Below are 24,843 nucleotides of genomic sequence, written 5' to 3'. Positions count from 1 at the left end.
ATTAACGCTCTAAAGATTGGCGTATATGTACGGCCGTTGCCTCAGAGGTATCCCAAATTTAACTGTTTTAGCCAATACCTGTTTGAAATGAAGGAAATAAATTTAACGTTTTGGGTGATTGTCTGAACTTAGTTTTTAGGGACAAAGCAGGTAAAATTATCAGTTTGTCCCTGCGTCACGCAAAGCTTCTTTATTCATACGGATGTATTCGGCATTGTTTTGGGCCGATGCCAGCTTAAGCCCCTCATTGGCCGATATTATTGCCGATTTTTTATCGCCTGTTTTTAGCTGCAGTCTTGCCAGCCAGTATTTTACATTATATGCATTCGGGGTGGCTTTATCAGCTTCCTGCATCCAGGTAAGCGCCTGCTGCATATCCCGGTTATGGTTGTAATACCATACAGCCGACATGTAATAAGGCTTCTTTTCGCCTTTCATGGCCTCCTGTATATTGGCCATAATTCGGCTATCAACATCGGTTGTTAAATGGAGGTTGATACCCGTGTTTTCCCACAGTATTTGCAGGAGGCAGTTGTCTTGCCGAACGTCGGCAAATTGAATGGTAAGGGTTTCCACCTTATTGGTAAGGTTTGTTGGTTTTACCTTAAAACGGAGCACATCCTGTTTTGGGTCATAGGCATAAGCGCCCCATTGGTTAATGGTTTTATTAAATATAATTGTCCATTCATCTGCACCGGGAATACTAAAAAGCGAATACGAACCGGGTGCAAGAGTATTGCCTTCTACCTGGATACTATCGGTAAGGGTTACAACAGTGGCATTATTGGCCCCGGTACGCCAAACAATGCCGTAGGGCTCCAGGCCGTTAAAAATTTTGCGGCCTTTGGTATTAGGCCGGTAATATTTTACCGATATGGTGCCAAGCCCAAAATCCTGTTCAATACGCTGGCCTAAACTTGTTGCCGGTATTTTAAAAGGCAGTTCCTGTGCCCCGGCATTATAAAAATTAAGCATTATAAAAGTAAGCAAGCAAAATAAGGTTGTTTTCATGGTTTTATTATTGATGGTTTCGCAAAGCGGCCGACGCTTTATGTCATAAAGCTATTATTTATTTTTTAATAAGGCCAAATGGCTGTGAAATAGCTGCTTATGTTTTTTAAGGAGCAACGGGTTCACTGCGCGGCGGCCTGCCTGGTATCCTCTCAAGCCGATGCGGCCTGTTGTTTGCGATACGGCGTTCCGCTTCCGGTGGTTAAAAAAGCATGCAGGCTGCCTATAAAGAAATCCCAGCCGGCTTCGCACACGTTATAGCATTCAAAACTTTGGTTTAAGCCCTCGTGCAAAAAATTCAGGGTGGTATCCTGGCCGTTGGCACTTATCGTCCATATCATTTTAGTGCCCACCCACTCCGCCTTGTTTGTTAGGGAAGCCATATCTATGTACGCTTTATTACATTGCCATAGTACACGTTCATTGGGGACGGCCTCAATTATACTAAATGTTTTTTGGGTTTTCCCGAAGGCAATATCATATTGGTCGCCGGTGTGGGCGGTGGCGCCGTTTAGGTCATCGCTCCACCAATCGGCAATGTGTTCTGTAATGGCGGCGTAAACTTCATCGGCGGATTTGTTTACGGTGATGCTTTTTTGATAATTGTTCATGGTGTATTGGAGATGATGTGGTTTGCCGGCTTATTTTTTTTCGGCCATGAGTTTCTCTTCGTCTTCTGTTCTTGCGGTACCGGCGGCGTTGGGCAGTCCTTTACCCGTAGCGATCAGGCCGGCCAGGCTGTTTTGTATGTAAGTGGTCCAGGCGCCCCGGCAAATCTCGAAACACTCATATGCCGGCACCAAACCATGATGGGTGAAAACGACCTTCGTTTTACCATCTTCTTCCGAAATCCCGAAACTAATTTTTGTGCCCGTCCATTCGGTTTTATCCCGGGTAAATTTAAAATAGTTATCCAGCACCAGCCAAACTACTTTTTTATCCGGCACAACTTCTATCAGCTTCATTTTGCAGGTATGTATATCTTCAAAATGGTAATTAAACTCATCATTCAGTTTACTGGTACCGCCTTCAATTTCTTCCGACCACCATCCGCGAACGTTATTGATGGCATTAAATGCTTCCCTGGGGCTTTGGTCAACCAACAGGGTGGTTGTAAAATCTGCTGTTGTCATTTTTTATAGTTATTGATTTGGAATTGTATATAACAAATTTACCGCCGAAGTACCGCTTGTACAAGGTGTAAAATGGACATTCTGACGGGTTGATTTGGACAAATCAGATAGCTATCTTTAATCAAAATTTTTAGCATGAAGCAAGTTGTCATCATTGTACCCAAAGGATACGCCAACCTGGCCAGCGTAGTAGGTACATTTCAAATCCTGAACCGCGCAAATGGCTATTGGCAGCAGTTGGGGCACCGGCCCATGATGGAAGTGCATATAGCCGGTTTTGAAACCGAACTAAAACTGGATGGCGGTTTTTTTTCCATTTTTCCTGTAGATATAAATGAAATATCAAAAGCCGACCTACTCATCATCCCATCCGTTTCGCACGAGTACGACCGGGTACTTAAGGAGAACACCGGCCTTATCAGCTGGATAGGCGAACAATATCAGCGCGGAGCCGAAATAGCCAGTATTTGCACCGGCGCGTTTTTGTTAGCCGCTACCGGCCTGCTCGACGGCAAAACATGCTCCACCCATTGGAATGCGGCAACTGCTTTTAAGCGCCTGTTCCCCAACGTCGACCTGCATACCGATAAACTGCTTACGGTTGGGCAGGGCATTTACACCAACGGCGGCGCCTACTCCTTTTTGAACCTGGTACTTTTCCTGGTCGAAAAGTATTTTGACAGGCAAACAGCTATTTACTGCTCCAAAGTATTCCAGATTGATATGGACCGGACATCGCAATCGCCCTTTAATATTTTTCAGACACAGAAAAACCATGGCGACGAGCTGATTGGTAAAGCCCAAATTTTTATAGAAGAAAACCTAAACGAAAAAATTTCTTTCGAAGGATTAGCCTCTAAGCTGGCCATCAGCCGCCGGAATTTCGACAGGCGTTTTATTAAAGCCACTGGCAACACCCCGGTAGAATACCTGCAGCGTGTAAAAGTGGAAGTAGCCAAAAGCACCCTGGAAAAAGGCCGCAAAAGTATTTTTGAAGTAATGAATGAAGTTGGCTATGCCGATGATAAAGCCTTTAGGGAAGTGTTTAAAAAAATAACCGGCCTGTCGCCGTTGGATTACCGGGCGAAATATAACAGGGAAGGGGTGGGGGCGTAAGAACCGACATCAGATTATCTCGAGACCGTTATTATTCCTGCGGACAGCTAATCCTGCTGGTAATACGTGAAGCCTTTTTATTGGTGCCATATTTATTGATATCAGATCAAATTTGCTAAATATTTGAGGAAATGTCAATACGAGTTCGACATCCCCAGGGAAATCGATTTTAAAATCAACAATAAAACAGGAGGCACCTACGGAGCCAAAAAACGAGGCGCTTTTCACTATAAACACGTAACTCCGCTGGAGTTGAAAATAGTCGGTGAATCATTGACTCCAGCGGAGTCTCGTGTTTATAGACAAAGGAAACCTAAAAGCCAGGCTCTGTAGGTGCCTCCTCTTTAAAAGCGATTTCCCTGCGACATCCCTCTTTTAAAGTTTGGTTCTCAATATCCGTCAAATTTTTTTTTGCCTCCGTTTGGTGTACCTTTCCACTCCGATCGCAGGGGAATCGCTTTGAAAAGCTGATCCTGAAGAAAGGTAGCTCCTAAGGAGCAAAAAGGGTTGAACTATTTATTTTCTACAAACAGGTAGCCTCTACGAGGCAGCTTAAAAGTGTATTATATTGTAAAGCTTAATCGTTTGTAGCTAAAAAAAGTTTAAAAGCGATTTTCCTGACTCTGATGGCCATCTATATTAAACTTCGGTAATTCTGATATACAGAGTTATAGCAGTGGCGACCTTCTGTTAAACGAAATTCTTTAAGGTATTTTACTTGAAGGCCCCGCCCTAAACAAATACCTCAATAATAAAATGGCGATATCATTTAATGAATTTACGTAACCTAATCCAATAAAATTAACATTTAGATTAAATAATCACTACTTAAGGTTAATAGTTAGGGAATCTTTGGTTAATACGGCAAGTACACCTTTGCGGCTAACTAATACTTAAGAAATGCTGACTTTATACAAAACTATCCTGCAAAAAATATGCCTGCTGGGCATAGCCTGCTTCCTGTTGGTTACAACGGGCCAGGCACAAACTAACCTGGCCGGTATTTCCGGCAAAGTATCCGGCCCTGGCGGCGCGCTTTTATCCAACGCAACCGTTACGGTGAAAAATGAGTCGACCGGGTTCATGATTAAAACCACAACCAATTCAAAAGGCGCGTTCCTTTTAAAGGAGCTTCCCCTTGGTTCGCCTTACAGCATTACTGTAGAAGCTTTAGGCATGGCGCCCCAAAAACAAACCGACTTTGCACTTAACCAGGGCGACCTGCTGCAGGTTGCGTTTGTTATGGAAGACAAAGTTCATGAGCTTAACGTGGTCGAGATTAAATCGGCCACCACCCGCAACAGAATTGAAAATATAGGCTCGTCAACAGCCGTTACCGCTAAAGACATTGCGAAGCTGCCGGTAAACGGGCGTAATTTTACCACCCTGGCAGATTTATCGCCACTTAGTTCGGGCGGCAGCTTGAATGGCCAGCTGGCATCGGCAACCAATTATACTATTGATGGTATGGCAGCACGCGGCACCATATCTGGCGGGCAGCCAACCGGCGCTTATTCCATATCGCTGGAAGCCGTACGCGAATTTCAGGTGGTTACCAATGCCTATGACGTTACTTACGGTAACGCCGGCGGCGGCACCATCAGTACAGTAACCAAATCGGGCACCAACGTACTTTCGGGAAGCGCTTTTACCTACGCGCGTGCCAACTGGCTTTCAAGCCCCTATGGCTTAAACGGCTTAAAACGTAACCAGGCGTTCTCTACTTATCAGTACGGATTTTCGTTGGGCGGCCCCATCGTTAAAGATAAGGCACAGTTTTTTATAGCATGGGATCACCAGGCAGATTCGCGGCCTTTGTACATAGCTAATATTCAATCTGCCGATGACGAAAAACGCTACAACGTAACCCAGGCTACCCTTGATAACTTTTTATCAATAGCGCGCACAAAATACGGTGTTGCCAATTCGCCGCAGGTGGGCCAGTTTGATAAATTTAAAAATACCCATGCCGGTTTCGCCCGTATAGACTGGCAAATCAACGCTAAAAACTTATTCACCATTCGCGATAACTTTATCTATGACCTGGATAACCAATCGGATAATGATAATACGGCCATCAATATTTACGAGGTGTATAGCACCAGGAAAAGCCTGAACAACAGCGTAATGGCCTCGTTGCGCAGCATCCTGAGCCCAACCTTAACCAACGAACTGAAAGTACAGCACTATTGGGAATACAATAAAATGTTTGCCAACAGCCAGCTGCCTGCCGACAATATTCCGCGCGCTATAGTGCAAAATATTTCTTCGACAGCGGCAAACGGATCAACCTATTCAACGGCCATACAATTGGGCGGCCAACGTTACGGCGGCGACTATTTTAACAACAACGTGGCACAGCTTACCGATAACGTATACTGGACGAAAGGAAAATTTAACTTCACTTTAGGAGGCGGCTTATCTTTTACCAACCAGAATTCCATTTATGGCAGCGAAACCAACGGGCGTTTTTATTTTACCGGGTTAACCAACTTTAACAACCTTACGCCTTACCGTTTTGCCAGGGATATTTATGTTTCGGCAGATCATAATATCAAATTCAACATTCTTGCGCCAAACCTGTATGTGCAGGCCCAAACCACGTTATTTCCGGGTTTTGATTTAACTGCCGGTATCCGTGCCGATTATACTGATTACCTTGATAAGGCGAATTTTAACGAAGTAGTTAACAGAACATTAGGCTTAAACACATCCAATAAACTGGCTACCCTGCAAATTCAGCCCCGCATACAGGCAACCTGGGATTTGGGGCAAAACGGGAAAGATATCGTGAGGGTTGGAGGCGGCATATTAGGCTCTGCGCTTAATCCGTATTCGATGATTAACAATATGCTGTTTGATGGCTCGCATATCCAAAGCGTTGATGTTACCGGTAACCTGGTGCCAACGCCCAATTTTCCGGCCTACCGCAAAGATCCGTCGACAGCGCCAGGCCAGGACTTGCTTGATAACCCATCGATACCAAAGATGGCAACCATCAACATGAACGGCAAAGACGCCAAAGTACCTAAGGTTTACAAGGCCAACGCCTCGTATTCGCACTTTTTTGCGCAAAACTTTCGCGTTACCGCCAGTGCTTACCTGAGCCTGGGCCGCAATAACTACACCTATGTGGATAAAAACATGGTAGACGAACCATATTTCCGCATAGCCGCCGAAGATAACCGGGGCGTATATGTTCCGGCAGGTACAATTAATCCCGCAAATGGATCGGCCGACTGGACACAAGGCCGCAAAACTACCGAAGTTGGACGGGTGCTCGAACTTGAAAGCCTGGGAAAAGTTAACCAGGTAGCCTTTGTCATCGATGCCGATTACAGGTACTATAAACAAGGCGAAATATCGTTCTCTTACACCTGGAACCAAACTAAAGACAATACATCGTACAACGGAAACGTGGCAAACACCGCTACCCTGGTACAATATGTAAAAGACGATCCGCGTAACCTAAGCAGCATGAACTATTCGGACAACCAGTTTCGTAATAAGGTGGTGTTTTATGGTAGCTCGCCAACATTTCATGGTTTTAGCGCGGGTTTACGGTTTTCGGGGATAAGCGGCACCAGGTATTCGTTAACAGTAAACGGCAACGTTAATGGCGATTTTGTGGCCAGCAATGACCTGGCTTACATCTACAATCCTAACTCCGCATCTACACCGCAATATTTAAAAGATGGCATCAATGCTATATTAAATAACCCCAAGGTTGAAAAAGGGATGAAAGATTATATTGAGAAAAGCTTTGGCAAAATAGCAGAACGTAACGGCGGCGTTAACCCGTTTTACGGTGTAATAGATCTGAGGCTGATCAAACGGGTGCAAATCCTGAAAAAGCAATACCTCGAGATATCAGTCGACCTGTTTAACGTCAGCAATTTACTCGACAAAAATTGGGGCGTAAACCATAACCTTGGTACTACTTCAATTTACACCATCAAAAGCTTTGACGCTGTAAATAAACAGTACGCCTATACCGTAAACACCAATGCAGGTGTATCCGGCTTAAGCGGTAACCCATACCAGTTCCAGGTAGGGTTACGATATGGGTTTTAAGCAGACTATATAAGTTCAGAATGGCATTGCCCTGCGATAGCGAAAAGCTGTTGCAGGGCATTGTTTTTTGGCTGATGTTGTGCCAGGGGAGCGAGAACTTGGTGGAACCTGGAGGGGAATGGCGTTTATCGCATGGCGGCTACGACTCACCCCGACGATCCGTTAGCTAACGGACGTCATCCCCTCTCTCCGACTGCGTCGCATAGAGGGGCGGAAACGGAAAAAAAATAAAAATGAGTTGCGACGCCAGCCGGAGAGTCGGCCAGCACAGCGTAGCCAGGGTGAGTTGTCGCCGCCGTTCAAACCGCTGCCTGTCTGAACCCCAAAACACCATATCCCGCAAAACCCGGACACCTGCGCAACAGCATCACTATAATTTCTCCCGTAATGCAACGTTGTATATATTTGCACGTATACAGCCCCTATAAAACTTAGATGGAACCAGCCCGTAATAACTTTCACTTCGAAGACCTGCTGAACAGGCACCATTTAAAAAAGACTGCCCCCCGGCTTAGGGTATTGTCTATGATGTCGGCCCGTAGTGCAGCCACCTCACAGCCTGATCTGGAGGGTGTTATGAACGATATCGACCGGGTTACCCTATACCGCATCCTGAATACTTTTGAAGAAAAAGGCATTATTCATAAAGTTTTTGATTTAAACGGCACGGCCAATTACGCCCTCTGCTCGTCAAGTTGCGAAGAAGGCCATCATCATGACGAGCACGTGCACTTCAACTGCACCCAATGCAAAAACGTATACTGCCTTGACGATTTGCACCTTCCCGCCATAACCCTGCCACCGGGTTTTGAGCCCCGGGGCTTTACACTATATGCTACCGGCTTGTGCCCAAAATGCAGCAAAAAGGCGGTAAAAAGATGAGATATATCAAGAAAATTTCAAGAATAATCGGGTTTTGTATAGGAATTTGCCTGTTTTATTTAAACTCCCGGGCACAGCAAAGAGATTCCATCCCGGCAGGCTCGGGCTTCAGGTTTAAGACGGTTATTATTGATGCCGGGCATGGCGGTAAAGATCCCGGCGCCCGCGGATCGTACTCGGTTGAGAAAAATGTTACCCTGGCCATAGCCAAAAAACTGAAGCTTTATATTGATACCGGCATGAGGGACCTTACCGCCTTGATGACCCGTACCGACGATACGTTTATCCCCCTCAATCAACGATCAAACATAGCCAACCAGGCGCATGGTAACCTGTTTGTTTCTATCCACTGCAACTCATCTCCCGAAGGAAACGCGGCTTCGGCACATAAGCGTAAGGGAGTGCTGCTGCTGGTTTACGGTTTCCACAGGCTGAAGGAGCAGGAGGAGGCTGTACGTGAAAACGCATCTATTTTCCAGGAAAAGGATTACAAGCAAAACTACGAAAGCTACGATCAAACCGACCCGTCAAACGCCATTATCCTGAACGCCTATATTCAAAAGTACCGCAAACAAAGTATCCTCTTCGGCGATCTGCTCAATGCCGAGTTTACTGATTTTGACGGCCGCCCAAGCGAAGGGGTGAAGGAGCAGGGGGTACTGGTATTGGCCCATAGCGCCATGCCTGCCGTACTTATCGAAACAGGTTTTATTAACAACCCCGAAGAGGAGGACTACCTCAACTCGCCCGGCGGGCAGGATGCTATTGTAAAATCTATCGCCACAGCCATTACCAATTATCGCAAAGCTATCGGCAGCTTGTAATTTTTATAATTGAACGCGTAAATACCTATAATCAGCTATATTAGGCTTTGCAAATCTGCATTCATGATAAAGCTGATACATCCGTACAAATTCCTGTTAACTATCTTAAGCCTGGCATTAATTGCGGGCAGTACATCGGCACAAATTGAACAACAGGGGATAATACCGCAGCCCTGTAAGTTTGAAAAAGGTAAGGGGATGTTTACATTTTCTGCGGCTACAGGTATAACTATAGAGCCCGGAATCAAAACGGGCAACCTTATATTTTTTAATCAATATTTTCAGTCCCTTGCCGGATATCGGCCTAAAGTGAAAAGGGAAGGCAATATCATCCTGAAAATCGATTCCTCTAAAGTTGTTGATCCTGAGGGTTATGAACTGGTGGTAACATCAAAGCAAATTAAAATAACCGGCCATGATGAAGCCGGTGTGTTTTATGGCCTGCAATCACTTATTCAGCTATTACGCTTATCCAACGGGAAAATAACCGTTGAGCGCTGTTCAATTCAAGATCGTCCCCGTTTTGGGTACCGGGGCATGCTGCTGGATGTAAGCCGCCATTTTTTTGCCATGAGCGACATCAAAAAATGGATAGACATGCTGGCCCTATATAAGATAAATACCTTTCACTGGCACCTCACCGACGACCAGGGATGGCGTATAGAAATAAAAAAATATCCGCTTTTACAAAGCATTTCAGCCTACCGGGATGAAACCATCATAGGCCACAAGCGCGATAGCCCGCACCTTTTTGATGGCAAACGTTATGGCGGTTATTACACCCAGGACGAGGTTAAGGCCATCGTAAAATATGCTGAGGAGCGGCATATCAGCGTTATTCCCGAAATTGAAATGCCGGGGCATGCGCTGGCGGCATTGGCTGCATACCCGCAACTGGGTTGCACCGGCGGCCCCTACAAAACGGTTGCTTATTGGGGTATTTTTGATGATGTATATTGTGCCGGTAATGATGAAACCTTTACTTTTTTGCAAAACGTGCTTGACGAAGTATTGCCGCTGTTTCCTTCAAAATACATTCATATAGGTGGCGATGAATGCCCAAAAACCAAATGGAAAACCTGCCCTAAATGCCAAAAACGCATTAAGGACGAGCATTTGAAGGATGAACACGAGCTGCAAAGCTATTTCATAGGCCGTATGGAAAAATACCTGAACAGTAAAGGCCGCCAGATTATTGGTTGGGACGAAATCCTGGAAGGTGGCTTAACCCCCGGCGCAACTGTTATGAGCTGGACAGGTGAGGACGGCGGCATAGCTGCTGCCAAACAACACCACAACGCCATCATGACGCCCGAAAAATATGTGTACCTGGACTATTATCAGTCCTTATACCCCGACGAGCCAATTGCAGCGGGTGGCTATACCCCGCTAAGCAAAACTTATAACTATGAACCTGTTACTAAAGCATTATCTGCCGGCGAAGCCCGGTACATCAAAGGCGTACAAGCCAACGCCTGGAGCGAGTACCTGCCCAGTGCCGCCCGGGCCGAGCGTCAATGGTTCCCCAGGATATTGGCTTTGGCCGAGGTAGCCTGGTCGGCTAAAGAAAACAAAAATTATGATGGCTTTTTGAGGCGGTTAAGGTATGAGCAGCCGATGCTTACAAAACTGAATATTAATGCCGCCAATACTTTTGACGAGATAACGGATAGTGTAAATGAAACTGCCGACCACCAGGTGTCGCTTAGCTTAAACACCACCTTGCCCGGCGGAGAAATATTTTATACCACCGACGGATCGTTACCCGGCTTAGGCATCAAAAGGTATGAAGGTGCCTTAACCATTACCCAATCTGTCAGCATAAAAGCAGCTGTATTTAACAATGGCAAATTAACCGGGCGGGTATATGAAAAAAAAATCACCATTCACAAAGGCGTTGGTAAAACAGTAACCCTTGTTAACCAGCCGCAGGGAGCTTATAATCCCGGTAATACCTTTGGTTTGGTTAATGGTATTTTGGGCAGCAAATTATACAACGATGGCCAGTGGTTCGGCTTCAGCGGCAATGACCTGGATGCTGTGGTCGATCTGGGTTCGGTTCAAACAATATCGCAATTGGGCATTAACATTTTAAAATACCACTGGCAAAAAATGTGGGAACCAACATTACTGACTTTTGAAGTATCTGAAGACGGCAAAAACTACACCGAAGTTTACCGGCAAACCGAGTTTAACGCGAACGGTATTAACACAGTGAGGGCCGATATTAATCCAACCCAGGCACGTTATGTAAGAGTGAGGGGTACCAACAAAGGCATTATTCCGCCTGGCGAATATATTGCCGGTGCCAAAGCATGGTTGTTGGTAGATGAAATAGTTATAAAATGATATGCAGATGTGCAGATTTCAGATGTGCAGGTGAAAAAGGATGAATTTTAGATATGAGAAACCTCATTTTCAAATTTTCAAATCCTCAAATTTTCAAATTGATTAATCATTTGCACATCTAAATCATTGATCACTCAGCAAATCAATACAGTTCTTACTCAAATTTGCGAGGCGGGCGGGGAGGGTGCTAAGCGCGGCTTCGTTATTTAAGTTGTTATAGAGCACCTTGATAATTTTAAGGGTGTTTTCATCCGGATCGCAGGCCTGGGCTTTTTCAAGGTGGGGTAACGCCAACCTGGCTTTTTCAATATAATTCAGGTTCACCACCACGGGCTTTCCCGAAATGTCTTTGATATACAGGTAGCCTAAAGCACGGTGCGCCACGTAATAATCTGGCTGGGCGGCTGCAACTATTTTGTAATATTTAACAGCATTGATACTTTGGTTATCGTCTTCGTAAAGCTTTGCCAGGGAGTTATAAAATGCAAGCCGGACTTTGGGCGTCAGCTTAGCTGTGTCGGGCAATATCTTTTCGGCAAGGGCAATTGCCGAGGCTGCGTCATCATTCAGCTTTGCAACATTAAAATCGAGGTAGTTGTCGTAAACCTGTTCGGCCGTTTGAGCACGGGCAAACGTAGCCGTTGTGACAAGTATCAGGAACAAAATAGCTTTCTTGAGCATAGATTTTTAAATATATCGCAGGGTTATTTGAAATACTAACTTATCAGCTAAGAAAATGTTATCATCTCCAATAATTTATTTTATGGCCGATTGACGCTACAAAAAAGCATATTATAATGGGATTTGCGCGTAAAAATATATCATAAAAAAAATATGGCCATCATAAATCCTATTTTAATAAGATTTATGATGATTAAAATTCTTTTTTTAACTAACTTTAAATAAAAATCCCATTATAATGTTGTTATCAATTGGAACAGTTATTCAACAAAGGCGAAAGCAACTGGGGATAACTCAAGGGCATTTGGCCGAATTGGCCGCGGTAAATGTCAATACAATTTATAAAATAGAGAGAAATGAAGCTAATCCGACATTAGCGGTATTAAATCAGGTTGCGGCCGTATTGGGGATGGAGTTAAAAATGACAGTTAAGCAAGTTGATTAGTATAATGAGAGCTGCGCAAGTATTTTACAACAATATTCCTGCGGGCATTCTACAGGAAAGTGACAGGCATAATTATTTGTTTACCTATGATGAGGCCTATTTTAAAGACCAAGGACTACCAGCCATCAGCCTGACATTACCAAAGTCAAAACAGGTATACCATTCATCTTTCTTATTCCCATTTTTTTTTAACATGCTGGCCGAGGGTGTGAACAGAAAATTACAAAGTACCCAATTGAAGATTGACGAGGATGATTCATTTGGATTTTTACTGGCTACAGCCCGGTATGACACTATTGGGGCGATTACCGTAAAACCTGTTGAAGATGATACCACTGATTAACATATGCCCGGCCGTGCTTGCTGAGGGCTATAGTACTTATAGCCCATTGGGATTAAAACGAATGTTCGGCAAAAAGCGTGTAAGCCATATTTTGCCCTACGAATCACCAAAAACAAGCGAAGAAGATGCAGAAAAGTTTATTGAAAACAGAAAGCGGCTGTCCATATCAGGGGTTCAGGAAAAAATGTCGTTGCTGCTTGATAACAAAACCTTAAGATTAACAACAGCGAAAGAACAAGGGACCTATATTTTAAAGCCAATTCCCCGCGACGTTAAAAAAGTGGCTATGGTGCCCGCGAATGAGCACCTCACGATGCAGATTGCCAGGCAGGTATATGGTATTCCCACTGCGGAAAATGCGTTGGCTTTCTTTAAAAATGGTGAACCAGCCTATATCACAAAAAGATTTGATGTAAAACCCGATGGAAATAAGTGGAGAAAAGAAGATTTTGCAAGCCTGGCAGGCATAAGCAAAGATAACGGAGGGCCGGATTTTAAGTATGAATCCAGCTACGAAGAAATAGGCCTGCTCATCCAACGGTTTGTGCCTGCATGGAGGGTTGAGGTAGAAAAATATTTTGTACTGATCCTTTTTAACTTTCTTTTCGGCAATGGCGATGCCCATATGAAAAACTTCGGGTTGCTGGAAACCAGTCAGGGTGACTTTATGCTTAGCCCGGCATATGATCTGCTCAATACCAGGATACACGTGGATGACACCGATTTTGCGTTGAAAAAAGGGTTGTTTGCTGATGCATCACGGTCAAGCACGTGGAAAAGGACGGGGCATCCTACAACAGATGATTTTTTTAAATTCGGAACAGCGATAGGAATTCAATCCAAAAGGATCGAAAAGCTTGCCTTCCCGTTGCTAACCAGGCAGGCCAAGGTTGCACTGCTTACAGCGAACTCCTATTTGAGCGACTCCATCAAAAAAGCCTATTTAAATTATTATTATCAAAGATTAAATATGCTAACGCGCTAAGGTCAAGTCTTTAGCCGGAAGCTCAAAGTCGAAGTTTATCTTTTCCGGCTTAAAAATCAGGGCTGCCGGCTTAGGACTAACCGCCACTTTATCATTGATACAAAACCTTCTTTTATCGGTCTTCCTATCCTTCCGCCTTAACACTAAACAAAAACACCGCCGATTCGCCCAATATTACCTGGTCGCCTTCGTTCATAGGGTGGCCAATCTGGATAGAATTTAGCTTGATCAGCTTATCATCAGCTGCTATGCTGATCTTGGTTTTATTACGCGGCGGTACACCGCCTTCGTCGGCAAAGATCATAAAACATTCGGCATCCTTGTTCCATTCAATATGGGCGTGCTGCCTGCTGATAAATTTGTTGCTCGGGTCGTTACTATCTGCCGGGAATATGATCTTGTTCAACCGGTATGATCCATTCTCCGTTATCACTTTTTTATCGCGGCCAATATTGATTTTACCATCGGTAGCTTTAATGATATACTCCTCCTGCTCAGCCTCGCCGTTAAGTATCCTGACATAAGCAATTGCCGAAGAAGCATTGTGCGCCACCTGCCTGCGGGTATGCATCTGGAAAGCAGCATCAATCTCGGGTATCTTTGGTACGTCGGCAGGGAGTTGATCCGCAAAAATCACTTCGATAGTCCAATCATCCGGCAAATCTATCGCGTAGTCATCAGCAATACGTTGAATCTCGTTCCTGAACACTTCCTTCTCATGTACGTAAACCGCACCCTCGTAAAGGTGTTTGTCGTCGGCATCGGGTGCAAGGTAAAGCAGCAATTCTTTAATATGCCTGCCTTCACCGCCTTCAACCTTTTGCAGGGCTTCTTTTATAAAACGCAATATGGCGTCGCGCAGGCCCTTTACATCAACCTGTCCCTTTTCTCCGCCGCTTTTACTGAAAAAACTAAATGCCATATTTTAAATTCTAAATCCGAAACTCTAAACCCTAAATCTGAAATTCTAAACCAAAATCTCTAACCCACAATTTCCCTCCTACCAATCCCCCGCTGCTTACGCAGTCACCTACTCACTACTCACCACTCACCACTTCCTCGCCAAAGCTCTTCATATACCCTTTCTCCAAAAGGAAAGGGATAATATGTTTACCGGCCAAATGCACCGCATCTGACGATCCTTTGGTCGATTCTACACGGATACAAACAACCATATTGCCTTTTCCGTTTGCCTCCGGTGCAAAAAAAACATACCAGCCATCGTTCACGCTTTTGTTTTTTACAATTCGTTCGGGCGTACCGCTTTTACCCGCAACTGCTATACCCAGTATAGGCACCTTCGGCGCGCTTTGGGTTATCATGTATTGCTTCAACAGCGCAGCATAATCTGGTTTGTCGGCCAGGGTAATGCCGGCTTTTACCGGCATTTTTACTTTCCCAACATTCAATACAAAGCGATTGGCTAATAACACGCCATTATTGGCTACGCCTGATACCAGCCGGGCAACAGATGCGGGGGTGGCAATCAATTCTCCCTGTCCCCAGGCCATGCCCGAAATGCCTTTGGCTCTGGTTTTATGAATATTGTCAGGGTCGTACCGGGGCCTGGTATTAAACTCGGTTTTACGCCACAGGTTGCGCCATTTTTCTTCCTGCGCATCGTTTTCGGCAGGTTTGTTATAATAGTAGCCGCCTACCCCATGCAAAAACATCCCGGTTTTCATATACAGGTTTACCATATACTCTTCCAGGTGCTGCTGGTTGGCCAGTTTAATAAAATATACGTTGTTTGATTTGGCAATAGCCCGTTCCATAGTAATGATACCGGTTTCATCGGGCTCGATACCTTTGGTACGGATGCGTTCTGCCATGCTTACGTGATATGTTACTTTGGATGCGTCCATCCCCAGTTTATTGAATGCCGACATGGCGGTTAAAACCTTAGCCGTTGAACCCGGTTGCGAGGCATAGGTAAAGCCCAGATCGGTAGTGGTCATCCAGTTGGATAGTTTATTCTGATCCGCTTGCGACATCGTTAGCTGGTCCCAGTTGTGGACCGGCGGCAGTGGGTATTGTGCCGACACCAGCACATCGCCCGTGTTGGCCTCCATAACCACTACAGATACCCGGTTGTCAAGCAAAGATGTATCGGTAGCTATGGACTGCTGAATTTTTGTTTGCAAGTCGGCGTCCATGGTCAGCTTTACATCCCGGTTGCGGTTTTTAAAGGCGGCTACTTCGGGGCCGTTAATATCCGTTAGCAGCAAAGGCGCAAGTTCACTATAATCCTTTTTGGCTACGGTCATTTCCTTTACACCGCGGGGCAAAAACCTATCCTCCTGGTAGCGGGATGCCTTTACGTTATAACTGCTGATGGGCATTTTAAAGCCGCGCAGCTCGGCCGCGTGCTCATACTCGGCAAAGTAGCCGTTGGTACTGCCGTTAAATACGCCTGTATTGGCATCGCCGGTCCAAAAAAACATTTGTTCCTCAAATGGATAAAACCGTTCAAGCCGCTTGTGCACCGCCGAATCGAGGTTATAATCTTTTACGCCTGCTACAGCAAGTTTTTTCTGTTGCTTCGCAATAAGTTCGGGTTTGCTGGTAGCCAGGATCAGTCCGTTCCTATCCAATAATGAGCCTGCCTGCAGCTTGTTCATCAGGATAGCGATGCGGGGGTTATAGCTAAACATCCGCAGCCCGCTTTTATCGGCTACCAACGCGGGTTTTACCACCCAATTTTTATTATCGGCGCTGTAGCGCGATACATTTACGGTTAACAATACTACGCCTGCCAACGCAGCTGCCAAAGCGGGTACCAGGTTTTTATCCTGCTGTTTGGTAATGTAGTCCATTTGTACCTGGCTGCCTTTTACCAACGATACCGACAGCAAAAAGCCGGTGGCCAATAAATTAATTACCAATGATGAACCACCGTAACTTTCAAACGGCAACGATACGCCCGACAAAGGCAAGGCCCCTATGGATCCCCCTGCAATCAGCAAAAACTGGACGAACGTACAAACCCCAATTCCTGCGCTTAAGTAAAACAGCAAAGGCGTACCTGTTTGCCGCCCAATAATTATCGACCGGTGTAAAAACAGCAGGAACAATATAAATACGGCCGCCATACCTGCCCAGCCAAACTCTTCGCCTATTGATGGCAGGATCATATCGGTATGTGCTTCGGGAATGGTTTTGGCAAAGCCCTGGCCAACACCTTCGCCCGTTAAACCGCCACCGGCCATTGCCCAAAGGCCGTTTGCTACCTGGTCGCCGCCATAAACTTCATTATTCCACGGATCCTGCCAAATGGCTTTGCGTTCAACCAAGCGTTCAACCGGACCAGGAATTATCTTATCCAGGCCTGGAATTTTATCGATAGTTAAAAAAGCGCTGATCACAATAAGCGCCATCACCGCAGATTCGCTCAGGTATTTTGGTTTCCAGAAACCAAACAAACCTAATATGCCAAACGTGACACCGGCGCTTAACCAAACATTATCAAAAAACCAGGTAATAAGCACAAAAAGCACCACAAAACCGGCCATGGGTAAAAAATCTCCACGGGAGAAAGAGAACAGGATGATAAAAGTAAAACAGATTACCATCGCCGGCCCCAAATCGCCCAAAACCAAAAACAATAACAGCGTTATCAATGTGGCCACCAGCGCCGATGAAAAAAACGATAAACGCTTGCTCCAGCTTGCGTACTGGCTGATGAATTTTTCATTAGCGGCAAAAAATCCAGCCAGGAAAATGATCACCAGGTATTTTACAATCTCGCTTGGCTGAAAACCCAACAGGTTTACCTTAACCCCGCTACCTTCGGGCCCGGTACCAAATAAAATAGTGCTGAACAAGATGCCCATAGCCACAACAACCCATGGCCAGCCATTGGCAGCACTGCGTACATTTTTGAATACCAGCAAACGATACAAACCCGAGTCGGCAGTAAGCTTGCGCAGGTTGATAAACAGTATAATGCAGATAACTCCAACACCAATACCCAGGTAAATAAGCGTATCCTTTGCTAAAAACCTATCTCTTAAAGGGTCCTGCAAACTTAATAAAGTGAGAAAAGATATGCCGGTAAGCATCATCACCAGGGGCAGAATAATTTGATCGGCCGCGGGATAACGGTAGCTTAGCAGGAGGTGGATAATAATAAACCCGGCAAAAAAGCTGGCAGCGATAATCCAATACCAGGTATTAAAATCGTCAATAGTACGTACAATAAAAGCGCCCTCTTTTTTCAGGATATTAAAATCGCGTGTTGATAAGAGCTTAATGCTGTGGGCAGCCTGGATAAAGTTGATCTTTTTGTCAGCATCCAAATCAACCACGCCCTGCGAGCGGCCAAACTCAAAGCCGGGCTGCAAGGGTAATAATTCATAGGCTTTATTGGTGGGGAGATTTATAAATTCATAACGGCCACCGGCATCGGTACGGGCAAATGCGGTAAGCGATTGCAATTGCCGCTTTTTATCGGCATTGGCAACAAACACCTTTTTTACAGTCGGCGAGTTTTCGGTGGTAGTGTTTTTTACGGCTGTTTCCTCATCCGAATAAATGCTGTCCCTCGGGAGGATCATATTCAACCTTACCAAAACATTTGCAACCGGTTGCTCCTTGTGGGTAATTTTTCCGCTGATGCTATAGTTGCCTAAGCCAAGGTTATTTTCGGCCGGAATCGTGGGCGGATGATTTTTTTCCTGGCTAAACCGAATGGAATCATCGCCGGTGTAACCCAGCAGTTCGCGCGAATCCAACACCCGCTGCCTGAATGATTCGCCGCCCTGCTCAATAGCTTCATCGGCGTTTACATAGTATTTACGCTTGTTTAGTTCGCCCGCATTATCAAAAGCTCCGGCGGCATTCGCTCTTCCGGCAATAACAGATTCGATATAATTAATGTCTCTCGGGTCATCAAAATAATAGCCTTTTCGTAAAAGTGCAGCTACATTTTTTGCCGGGTTAGGGGCATTTAAATTTACTATGGTGCCATCCTTAAGCCGCTTATCAACATCAGCGAATTTTTGTTGCAAAACTAAATAGAGCTTGCCAAACAACACAGCCAGCAAAATGCCGGTAAGTAACAAAAACAGCCGTTCTAATCTCCTGCCGGGAGTTTTGGGTGTACCGTTGTCCATTATTTTTTGATGGCTTTGGGTAACGAATCTATTGTAAACATACCGCCAAACAACCTGCCCGATACATATCGCTTATCGGGGAACAGGTATGTTGTTTGCACAGGCGTAACGCAGTTATTAAACTGCACATATTTTAAAACCAATGCATCGTTATGTGTAGCAATCCCCACTTTAAAATCATCAAAGGCAACACTATCCAGCACCACATATTTGCTTTTGGGCGATAGCATAAACGCCGGCCCCTTATAATCCGAATCGGATTTAAAAACAATTTTGCCTTTTGCCTTTATGTACAGGCTATCCCTGCCAATATAAATGGAATCGCTTAAAATAATAGGCTCCTTAAAATCGGCGCTCGAAAGTATAAGTATATTCCCCTTTAACTTGTTTAACGTATCCTGTAGTTTTATTTCTCCGGCGCTTTTTGGCTTTGCTAACGGTTTTACAATAGTTGGTGTAACATCATTATGCTTTAGCTGCTGGTTTATCCAGTATTGCCACACAAATCCGCACAAAACTACAAGGAATAGTATGGCAAGCAAAACCACCGTACCCCGGTTGCTTTTTTGCTTAACGGGTACTGTTGCAGGCCCGTCGGGCAGTTTAGGCTGATGCTTTGGGTCGATAGTTTCCTCCTGTACCTTGGCCGACACTACCGGCCGGGTTACATTTTGCACGCGCGGGGTTTTATCGTTTTGGGCCAAAACCACGGTCACGTTATCCTTGCCGCCTTTATTGTTGGCCGTGTTTATAAGTTTAGTTCCCTTATCTTCTAATGTGCCCGCATCGGTCAGGATACTCTTTATCAGATTTTTGTCCACCATGTCGGTAAGTCCATCGCTGCATACCAGCAACATATCACCGGGTAAAAACGGCGAATGGCCTGTTTCTACAAAATCGGCATCTTTAGCTATATGGGGGTCAAAACCAAGGGCTTTATTAATCTCATTGCGTTTAGGGTGGTCCATGGCGGCTTCTTCGCTCAGCCTGCCCGAATCTTCCAGGAAACCCACAAAGGAGTGGTCTTTGGATATTTTGATGAGCGAATTATCGCGCAGCAAATACAAACGGGTATCGCCCACGTGGGCGTAATAAAACTGGTTATTTTCCAGGTCAATCACGGCAAGCGTAAGCACGCAGGCCATGCTCTGCAATTCCTTATCGGCTATTTTTTTATCATAAATCTGCTTATTGGCATCAGCAAACGTGTTCACAAGCAGGGCTGTAATATCGCCCGCTATGTATGATAAATCTTTGATAATGGTTTCGCGGGCTATCTCGGCAGCAACCTCGCCGCCTACGTAGCCTCCTACTCCGTCAATTACACAGGCTATAATAAAATTGCCATCACCGGTTTTCTGGGCAATAAAGGTGTCCTCGTTATTGTCCCGCTGCCTGCCGGTATCCGTCAGTCCGAAAAAATTATTTGCCATGGCTTGATCTTTTTATGTCGATAAAGTGGGCCAGCAATAATAAAACGCATATCGCCAATAAGCCTATTGATAATATTTGTGACATTATGCTTCGGGTTTAAATATGTTGATGCCGATGATACCATTCAGCAATATTTTTGAGTTAAAAGGCAGTTCCACCCATTGCGGCGAGTTTACATCGCTGCGGGTAACTTCCTGCTCGTTAATCATGGTTAATTCGCCAAACGACGAAAGGTAGAGCTTGCCATCAGCCTTATTCATGCGGATGCGCAGGTGCGGCGTGTTTACCCAATCGCTCGGGATTTTAAACACGGCAGCATCTTCGCGGGTTTCTTCGTTGCCCGATACTACGATGTCTTCATTTTTCATCAGAAACTCCACCTTACGGCCTACAAACTGCTTCTCAGGCATAATGGTATCCAGCCGGGCCAACACTGTTTGGCCTGGTTTTACCACATCCTTTTCGTTATAATGCAAGTCATTCGCGTAAGGTAATTCGTAATAACCCTCGCTGTAATAGGTAAAGCCTTTTAAAATATCATTGCTGATGTCTAATGTTTGGGCTACGCCGGTGTGGCGGGGTATAAAGGTAACGCGCAGGTTCTCTTCCTTTTTATTGCTCCCGGGCAGCAGTTTACCTATAAAGCCTTTATCGCCCTTTTTATAATCGGGATGCGATACCAGCCTGAACACCCATTTTGAACTTGATGGCTCAACCTTTTTGCCTACTTCCTGGTGTTCGCGCAGCAGTTCATAGAATTTTTTTACCGATTCATGAACAATAATACCGAACAAACCCGACCTGTTATTGATAAATTCCTGGTAATCCTCTTCGTTAAAGCTGATGATGTATTCGTGATAAAAAACAACCCTATCGGCAAAAGATAGCTGACCAACGGATTCTTTAAATTTTTCGATGATGTACAGGTACACGTCATCGGGGGTGAGCGTTTTATTTGCTACAGCGGCCACCGCGGCCGCCTTCCCATTCGGCAGAAACCAGTCCTGCAGACCTATTTTTTGCCAAAATGTAGATTTGGATTCCATTAGGTAATTCTTTTTTAGATGTTAATTATCATTAACTAAAAACTCAACTTTGATGTATCAGCGTTTTTTATGCTATCACGATAAAACTGCGGATCGGACTTCGGCTTGTGTCTTACACCACGCAATATCGAATCGGCAATAGAATCAACCTCGGGCGGGATACTTGAAGCCGGGTCATCATTAACCGGTTGTGTTTCTTCATGCGTATCCTTTTTAACCTGGCTATCCGGTTTGGCCTGGGTACTGCTTTGGCTTAAGGTATCCCTTGGCGGCGGCGTTGATTTAAAGAAAGTATTATAAATACCCTTCCTGTGTTTAACGGCCATAACAGTCGAAAACCCTGTAAGGCCAATCAGCAGTATAATTAAACTGATGAATATTGGTTTAGAGATGCGCACCGCGTGCTTGCCCACCACAACAGGTGTTTCGGTGCCGGGGTTTACCACATGTACGCCTCTTGCGCTTTCGGCCTCCTGGTAGTAAAGTAACAGTCCTTGCAGGCGCTCATTTTCCTTTAACAATACCGAAGCATTCCAGGAATCATCAACATCTGTGCTGTTTACTGCTGATATGCTGCTATATACCAATACCTCCTGCAGTTCGATGCCATTTGGGTAACGGTTTTCGGGCTCCTTTTCCAGGCACTTGGCTACTATTTTAAGCAGCCATGCGGGCACCTGCATTTCGTGCTTTTTCTTTTCGTCGGTCCAGCTGGCAGGCAAATTCTTTTTGCGCAGTTCCATTACATCAGGAACTTCCTTTTCCATATGCGACAGCATTACCGCGTTGCGGGCGGTTTCGCCGTTGTCATTAAGGGGAAAAGGTACCTGGCCGGCAATTAGCTCATACAGGATAATGCCATAGCTGTACACATCTGTCTGAAAATACATCAGCCCTTCGTTTTGCTCAGGCGCCATAAATTCAATAGCCCCGGCATGCCTGATACTGGTGCGGCGCTGATCATCAGACATAGCCGAGAGCCCAAAATCAAGCAGCACATAGTTCCCCGTATGGATATTGAACTTTACGTTATTACTTTTAATATCGCCATGCTTAACCGATACTTTGTGGCAATGCGAAAGCGCATTGGCCAGCTGATCGGCCAGTTTAATGATCTCCTTGATGGTAAAAATGGCCTCGTGAGGTGGTTTAAGCAAATCCTCCAGGTCGGGGCCATCAATATATTCCATCTCGATAAAAGGGAACGAACCGCTTTCGGTAATACCCGAATTGAGGATCTTAACCACGTTGGGGTTAGGCTCTTCATTTACCTTTTTTAGTTTTTCAACCTCGTTCTGGAAATTTCTGAAATTTTTATCGTCGGTACTTTCAGTATGGATAGGGGTGGGTAATAATTTTACCGCTGTAATGATGGGGCCATAGCGCCTGCCTTTATAAACAGAGCCTTGTCCGCCCGTTCGCAAAGCCCCCATATTCTCCAAACCTTCGGTAATTGTAAATACTTTGCTCATTGAGTTATACTTGCAGTGCTGTAAACATAAATAACAATTGGTTAAACTTTGTTATTTCAACATAACGCACATGTTGGCGTTTGGTTATAAAAATATGAAAAAAAGTGCGGATGTGCAGATTTCAGATGATTAATCAATTTGAAAATTTGAGGATTTGAAAATTTGAAAATGAGATTTCTCATATCTAAAATTCATCCTTTTCATCTGCACATCTGCATGTCCATTCTTTCATCTGCACATCTGAAATTTGCACATCTGCACATCCATTCTTTCATCTGCACATCAATCACTTCTGTCTAAAACTATCTCCAATAAAGTTCAGGGCGTCTGTTATGCCTGTGCGCCAGTAAGTCCAGGTGTGGGCGCCGTCGCGGATGCGGAACTCGTGGGGTACTTTTTTGTCCATCAGGGCAACATGCAACAGGGAATTGCCTTTGCTTAGGGCGTCATCATCGCCGCAATCAATCCAGTAACGTACATCGTTAAGGTCGTCGGCTGTTTTGGTTTGGATAAGGCCCAAAATGGAGTTTGCTTTCCAGGTATCATTCAATCGTTCGGCGCCTTTAAGGTTGGGGCCGAAGACTTTAGCGTACGCCTCGGCCCACCGGGCATCGGTAATACCCATAAAGTCTTCCTCGTTGCGTACGGCGGCGCTTAATGCCGCCGCTGCCGAGAACATTTCGGGATGTTTGATGCTGTAAATTAAGGTTCCGAATCCGCCCATAGATAAACCGGCTACGGCGCGGTATTTTTTAGTGCCTTTTATGCGATAATCTTTTTCGATGGTGGGGATAAATTCCTTGAAAAAGAAATCCTCATAGTTTTGTTTACCATCGTAAGAGTTTATGTAAAATGTGGTTTTTGCATCAGGCATTACAATAATCATCGGCGGTATTTTACCTTCGGCAATGGCTTTATCTGCATAACGGTTAATCTCGCCAAATTGCAGCCAGCCGGTTTGGTCGTCGCCATAGCCATGCAGCAGGTACACTACCGGGTAGGTACGGTTTGATGTTTCGTAATCGGCCGGCAGGTAAATGGCGTATTTTACGTTATAATCCAAAATGTCGCTCTTCACATTTTGTTCCTCTATCACCTTACCGGCCGGGATATGCTGTGCAAATGCCATGGAAGTAGAGAGGAGTAGGCAGATCAGAATAAGTTTTTTCATAGTAAGTACAGTATAAAGTAGTTAGTATCAAGTATCAAGACAATGTTTTTGTCATTGCGGGCGCAGCGGGGCAATCGCCCTATTGTGCTGGTCCGTAAGGCATAGTTCGCGATTGCTTCGTATCTTATAATGACGTGTTTTTAAGTTGCTGATTGTTAGTATTATTAATTATGTCATTGCGAGGAACGAAGCAATCGCGAACTTTGTATGGCGGACTTGCACAGTTCGCGATTGCCACGCTGCGCTCGCAATGACATAGTTGTTGTGATGCGCTAAAGCCAATACGTCATCCCCGTTTTTTTCAGGATCATCCTGATGGTACCTCGCAATGACATAGAGGGCTATAGTTAATCCGCATCCCACACCCATGGTTCTTCGCCGGCAAGGGTTACGCTAAGATCATTCCTGTCTATCTTAAATTGCCAGGTTATATTTTCGCGTTTATCGTTTTTAATATCGCTGCAGGTAAAAAAATAATACACAGTAAATGCGCATTTGAATGATCCTGTTAAATTGTCGGCATTAAACTTAGCATCTACAATATCAAATTCCCGCACCTCTGGCGATCCTCCATTATCATAAAAATAGGAGGCCAGGCCCTGGCGCATGTTGGCGTTGTTTTGATCGTCGTCCAAAAAAGCGCTCAAAAAATCAGCTATCGGCAGCGTGCCATCTGCAAGCTTTTCCAGGTGGCCTATCGAAACCGGGAGGTTAAAATCCTTTGCCATTTATCAACATTGAAACATTATCTCATCCATCTGCA

General features: G+C 45.0%; 19 protein-coding genes. 8 read left to right on the top strand and 11 right to left on the bottom strand.

Annotated features, from left to right (window positions below; all coding sequences use genetic code 11):
* Nucleotides 1-159 precede the first annotated feature (159 nt).
* The 3 genes from AC1DXF_RS08000 to AC1DXF_RS07990 all read right to left on the bottom strand — a co-directional run bounded on the left by AC1DXF_RS08000 (nt 160) and on the right by AC1DXF_RS07990 (nt 2,144).
* Nucleotides 160-1,011 (bottom strand): DUF2911 domain-containing protein, encoded by an 852-nt coding sequence (locus AC1DXF_RS08000; RefSeq protein WP_477447782.1) that lies wholly within the window; start codon nt 1,009-1,011, stop codon nt 160-162.
* 152 nt (nt 1,012-1,163) lie between these two features.
* Nucleotides 1,164-1,622 carry an SRPBCC family protein gene (locus AC1DXF_RS07995; protein WP_477447781.1) on the bottom strand — a complete coding sequence of 153 codons (459 nt, stop codon included), beginning with the start codon at nt 1,620-1,622 and terminating at the stop codon, nt 1,164-1,166.
* 30 nt (nt 1,623-1,652) lie between these two features.
* The gene (locus AC1DXF_RS07990; RefSeq protein WP_477447780.1) at nt 1,653-2,144 is read right to left on the bottom strand and encodes an SRPBCC family protein; all 492 of its coding nucleotides are present in this window, start codon (nt 2,142-2,144) and stop codon (nt 1,653-1,655) included.
* Nucleotides 2,145-2,279: 135 nt separating this feature from the next.
* Between AC1DXF_RS07990 and AC1DXF_RS07985 the strand changes: the two genes are divergently transcribed.
* From AC1DXF_RS07985 to AC1DXF_RS07965, 5 genes are all read left to right on the top strand, one after another.
* Nucleotides 2,280-3,260, top strand: coding sequence for a GlxA family transcriptional regulator (locus AC1DXF_RS07985; RefSeq protein ID WP_477447779.1), 981 nt, complete (start codon nt 2,280-2,282; stop codon nt 3,258-3,260).
* Between the two features lie 900 nt (nt 3,261-4,160).
* Complete coding sequence (locus AC1DXF_RS07980) at nt 4,161-7,334, top strand: TonB-dependent receptor (protein ID WP_477447778.1); 3,174 nt, start codon at nt 4,161-4,163, stop codon at nt 7,332-7,334.
* Nucleotides 7,335-7,769: 435 nt separating this feature from the next.
* Complete coding sequence (locus AC1DXF_RS07975) at nt 7,770-8,216, top strand: Fur family transcriptional regulator (protein ID WP_477447777.1); 447 nt, start codon at nt 7,770-7,772, stop codon at nt 8,214-8,216.
* Complete coding sequence (locus tag AC1DXF_RS07970; protein WP_477447776.1) at nt 8,213-9,040, top strand: N-acetylmuramoyl-L-alanine amidase family protein; 828 nt, start codon at nt 8,213-8,215, stop codon at nt 9,038-9,040. Before AC1DXF_RS07975 ends, AC1DXF_RS07970 begins: the two co-directional genes overlap by 4 nt.
* Before the next feature lie 63 nt (nt 9,041-9,103).
* Nucleotides 9,104-11,389 (top strand): glycoside hydrolase family 20 protein, encoded by a 2,286-nt coding sequence (locus tag AC1DXF_RS07965; RefSeq protein WP_477447775.1) that lies wholly within the window; start codon nt 9,104-9,106, stop codon nt 11,387-11,389.
* A 123-nt stretch (nt 11,390-11,512) separates the two neighbouring features.
* Here the strand turns inward: AC1DXF_RS07965 and AC1DXF_RS07960 are convergent, their stop codons facing one another.
* A complete protein-coding gene (locus AC1DXF_RS07960; protein ID WP_477447774.1) occupies nt 11,513-12,070 on the bottom strand; it encodes a hypothetical protein in 558 nt (185 codons plus the stop codon).
* 238 nt (nt 12,071-12,308) lie between these two features.
* Here AC1DXF_RS07960 and AC1DXF_RS07955 point away from each other — a divergent pair, with 238 nt between their 5' ends.
* Genes AC1DXF_RS07955 through AC1DXF_RS07945 form a run of 3 tightly spaced genes read left to right on the top strand, consistent with a single transcriptional unit; the run spans nt 12,309 to nt 13,843 of the window.
* Nucleotides 12,309-12,515: a helix-turn-helix domain-containing protein gene (locus tag AC1DXF_RS07955; RefSeq protein ID WP_477447773.1), complete on the top strand. Its 207-nt coding sequence runs from the start codon at nt 12,309-12,311 to the stop codon at nt 12,513-12,515.
* Nucleotides 12,516-12,519: 4 nt separating this feature from the next.
* Complete coding sequence (locus AC1DXF_RS07950; protein ID WP_477447772.1) at nt 12,520-12,858, top strand: HipA N-terminal domain-containing protein; 339 nt, start codon at nt 12,520-12,522, stop codon at nt 12,856-12,858.
* Nucleotides 12,842-13,843, top strand: coding sequence for a type II toxin-antitoxin system HipA family toxin (locus AC1DXF_RS07945; RefSeq protein WP_477447771.1), 1,002 nt, complete (start codon nt 12,842-12,844; stop codon nt 13,841-13,843). The genes AC1DXF_RS07950 and AC1DXF_RS07945 overlap by 17 nt, the downstream gene beginning before the upstream one ends.
* Before the next feature lie 124 nt (nt 13,844-13,967).
* Here the strand turns inward: AC1DXF_RS07945 and AC1DXF_RS07940 are convergent, their stop codons facing one another.
* The 7 genes from AC1DXF_RS07940 to AC1DXF_RS07910 form a co-directional block, all read right to left on the bottom strand.
* Entirely contained in the window at nt 13,968-14,765 is a 798-nt protein-coding gene (locus AC1DXF_RS07940) for an FHA domain-containing protein (protein ID WP_477447770.1), read from the bottom strand.
* A gap of 115 nt (nt 14,766-14,880) precedes the next feature.
* Nucleotides 14,881-18,957 carry an FtsW/RodA/SpoVE family cell cycle protein gene (locus AC1DXF_RS07935; RefSeq protein ID WP_477447769.1) on the bottom strand — a complete coding sequence of 1,359 codons (4,077 nt, stop codon included), beginning with the start codon at nt 18,955-18,957 and terminating at the stop codon, nt 14,881-14,883.
* Entirely contained in the window at nt 18,957-20,390 is a 1,434-nt protein-coding gene (locus AC1DXF_RS07930) for a protein phosphatase 2C domain-containing protein (protein WP_477447768.1), read from the bottom strand. The genes AC1DXF_RS07935 and AC1DXF_RS07930 overlap by 1 nt, the downstream gene beginning before the upstream one ends.
* A gap of 84 nt (nt 20,391-20,474) precedes the next feature.
* A complete protein-coding gene (locus AC1DXF_RS07925) occupies nt 20,475-21,437 on the bottom strand; it encodes a hypothetical protein (protein ID WP_477447767.1) in 963 nt (320 codons plus the stop codon).
* A gap of 35 nt (nt 21,438-21,472) precedes the next feature.
* Nucleotides 21,473-22,909, bottom strand: a complete 1,437-nt coding sequence (locus AC1DXF_RS07920; RefSeq protein WP_477447766.1) for a serine/threonine protein kinase — start codon at nt 22,907-22,909, stop codon at nt 21,473-21,475.
* A gap of 286 nt (nt 22,910-23,195) precedes the next feature.
* The gene (locus tag AC1DXF_RS07915; RefSeq protein WP_477447765.1) at nt 23,196-24,080 is read right to left on the bottom strand and encodes an alpha/beta hydrolase; all 885 of its coding nucleotides are present in this window, start codon (nt 24,078-24,080) and stop codon (nt 23,196-23,198) included.
* A gap of 347 nt (nt 24,081-24,427) precedes the next feature.
* Entirely contained in the window at nt 24,428-24,808 is a 381-nt protein-coding gene (locus AC1DXF_RS07910; protein WP_477447764.1) for a hypothetical protein, read from the bottom strand.
* Nucleotides 24,809-24,843: the final 35 nt, after the last annotated feature.

This window comes from Mucilaginibacter sp. P2_A5 (genome assembly GCF_056404995.1).
Note: the sequence above shows the minus strand (reverse complement) of the source record. Positions and strands in the feature narration are given on the sequence as shown.

What these genes read in the sequence shown, in the direction of transcription:
- AC1DXF_RS08000 (WP_477447782.1), bottom strand. Translation starts at nt 1,011, where the DNA reads ATGAAAACAACCTTATTTTGCTTGCTTACTTTTATAATGCTTAATTTT.
- AC1DXF_RS07995 (WP_477447781.1), bottom strand. Translation starts at nt 1,622, where the DNA reads ATGAACAATTATCAAAAAAGCATCACCGTAAACAAATCCGCCGATGAA.
- AC1DXF_RS07990 (WP_477447780.1), bottom strand. Translation starts at nt 2,144, where the DNA reads ATGACAACAGCAGATTTTACAACCACCCTGTTGGTTGACCAAAGCCCC.
- AC1DXF_RS07985 (WP_477447779.1), top strand. Translation starts at nt 2,280, where the DNA reads ATGAAGCAAGTTGTCATCATTGTACCCAAAGGATACGCCAACCTGGCC.
- AC1DXF_RS07980 (WP_477447778.1), top strand. Translation starts at nt 4,161, where the DNA reads ATGCTGACTTTATACAAAACTATCCTGCAAAAAATATGCCTGCTGGGC.
- AC1DXF_RS07975 (WP_477447777.1), top strand. Translation starts at nt 7,770, where the DNA reads ATGGAACCAGCCCGTAATAACTTTCACTTCGAAGACCTGCTGAACAGG.
- AC1DXF_RS07970 (WP_477447776.1), top strand. Translation starts at nt 8,213, where the DNA reads ATGAGATATATCAAGAAAATTTCAAGAATAATCGGGTTTTGTATAGGA.
- AC1DXF_RS07965 (WP_477447775.1), top strand. Translation starts at nt 9,104, where the DNA reads ATGATAAAGCTGATACATCCGTACAAATTCCTGTTAACTATCTTAAGC.
- AC1DXF_RS07960 (WP_477447774.1), bottom strand. Translation starts at nt 12,070, where the DNA reads ATGCTCAAGAAAGCTATTTTGTTCCTGATACTTGTCACAACGGCTACG.
- AC1DXF_RS07955 (WP_477447773.1), top strand. Translation starts at nt 12,309, where the DNA reads ATGTTGTTATCAATTGGAACAGTTATTCAACAAAGGCGAAAGCAACTG.
- AC1DXF_RS07950 (WP_477447772.1), top strand. Translation starts at nt 12,520, where the DNA reads ATGAGAGCTGCGCAAGTATTTTACAACAATATTCCTGCGGGCATTCTA.
- AC1DXF_RS07945 (WP_477447771.1), top strand. Translation starts at nt 12,842, where the DNA reads ATGATACCACTGATTAACATATGCCCGGCCGTGCTTGCTGAGGGCTAT.
- AC1DXF_RS07940 (WP_477447770.1), bottom strand. Translation starts at nt 14,765, where the DNA reads ATGGCATTTAGTTTTTTCAGTAAAAGCGGCGGAGAAAAGGGACAGGTT.
- AC1DXF_RS07935 (WP_477447769.1), bottom strand. Translation starts at nt 18,957, where the DNA reads ATGGACAACGGTACACCCAAAACTCCCGGCAGGAGATTAGAACGGCTG.
- AC1DXF_RS07930 (WP_477447768.1), bottom strand. Translation starts at nt 20,390, where the DNA reads ATGGCAAATAATTTTTTCGGACTGACGGATACCGGCAGGCAGCGGGAC.
- AC1DXF_RS07925 (WP_477447767.1), bottom strand. Translation starts at nt 21,437, where the DNA reads ATGGAATCCAAATCTACATTTTGGCAAAAAATAGGTCTGCAGGACTGG.
- AC1DXF_RS07920 (WP_477447766.1), bottom strand. Translation starts at nt 22,909, where the DNA reads ATGAGCAAAGTATTTACAATTACCGAAGGTTTGGAGAATATGGGGGCT.
- AC1DXF_RS07915 (WP_477447765.1), bottom strand. Translation starts at nt 24,080, where the DNA reads ATGAAAAAACTTATTCTGATCTGCCTACTCCTCTCTACTTCCATGGCA.
- AC1DXF_RS07910 (WP_477447764.1), bottom strand. Translation starts at nt 24,808, where the DNA reads ATGGCAAAGGATTTTAACCTCCCGGTTTCGATAGGCCACCTGGAAAAG.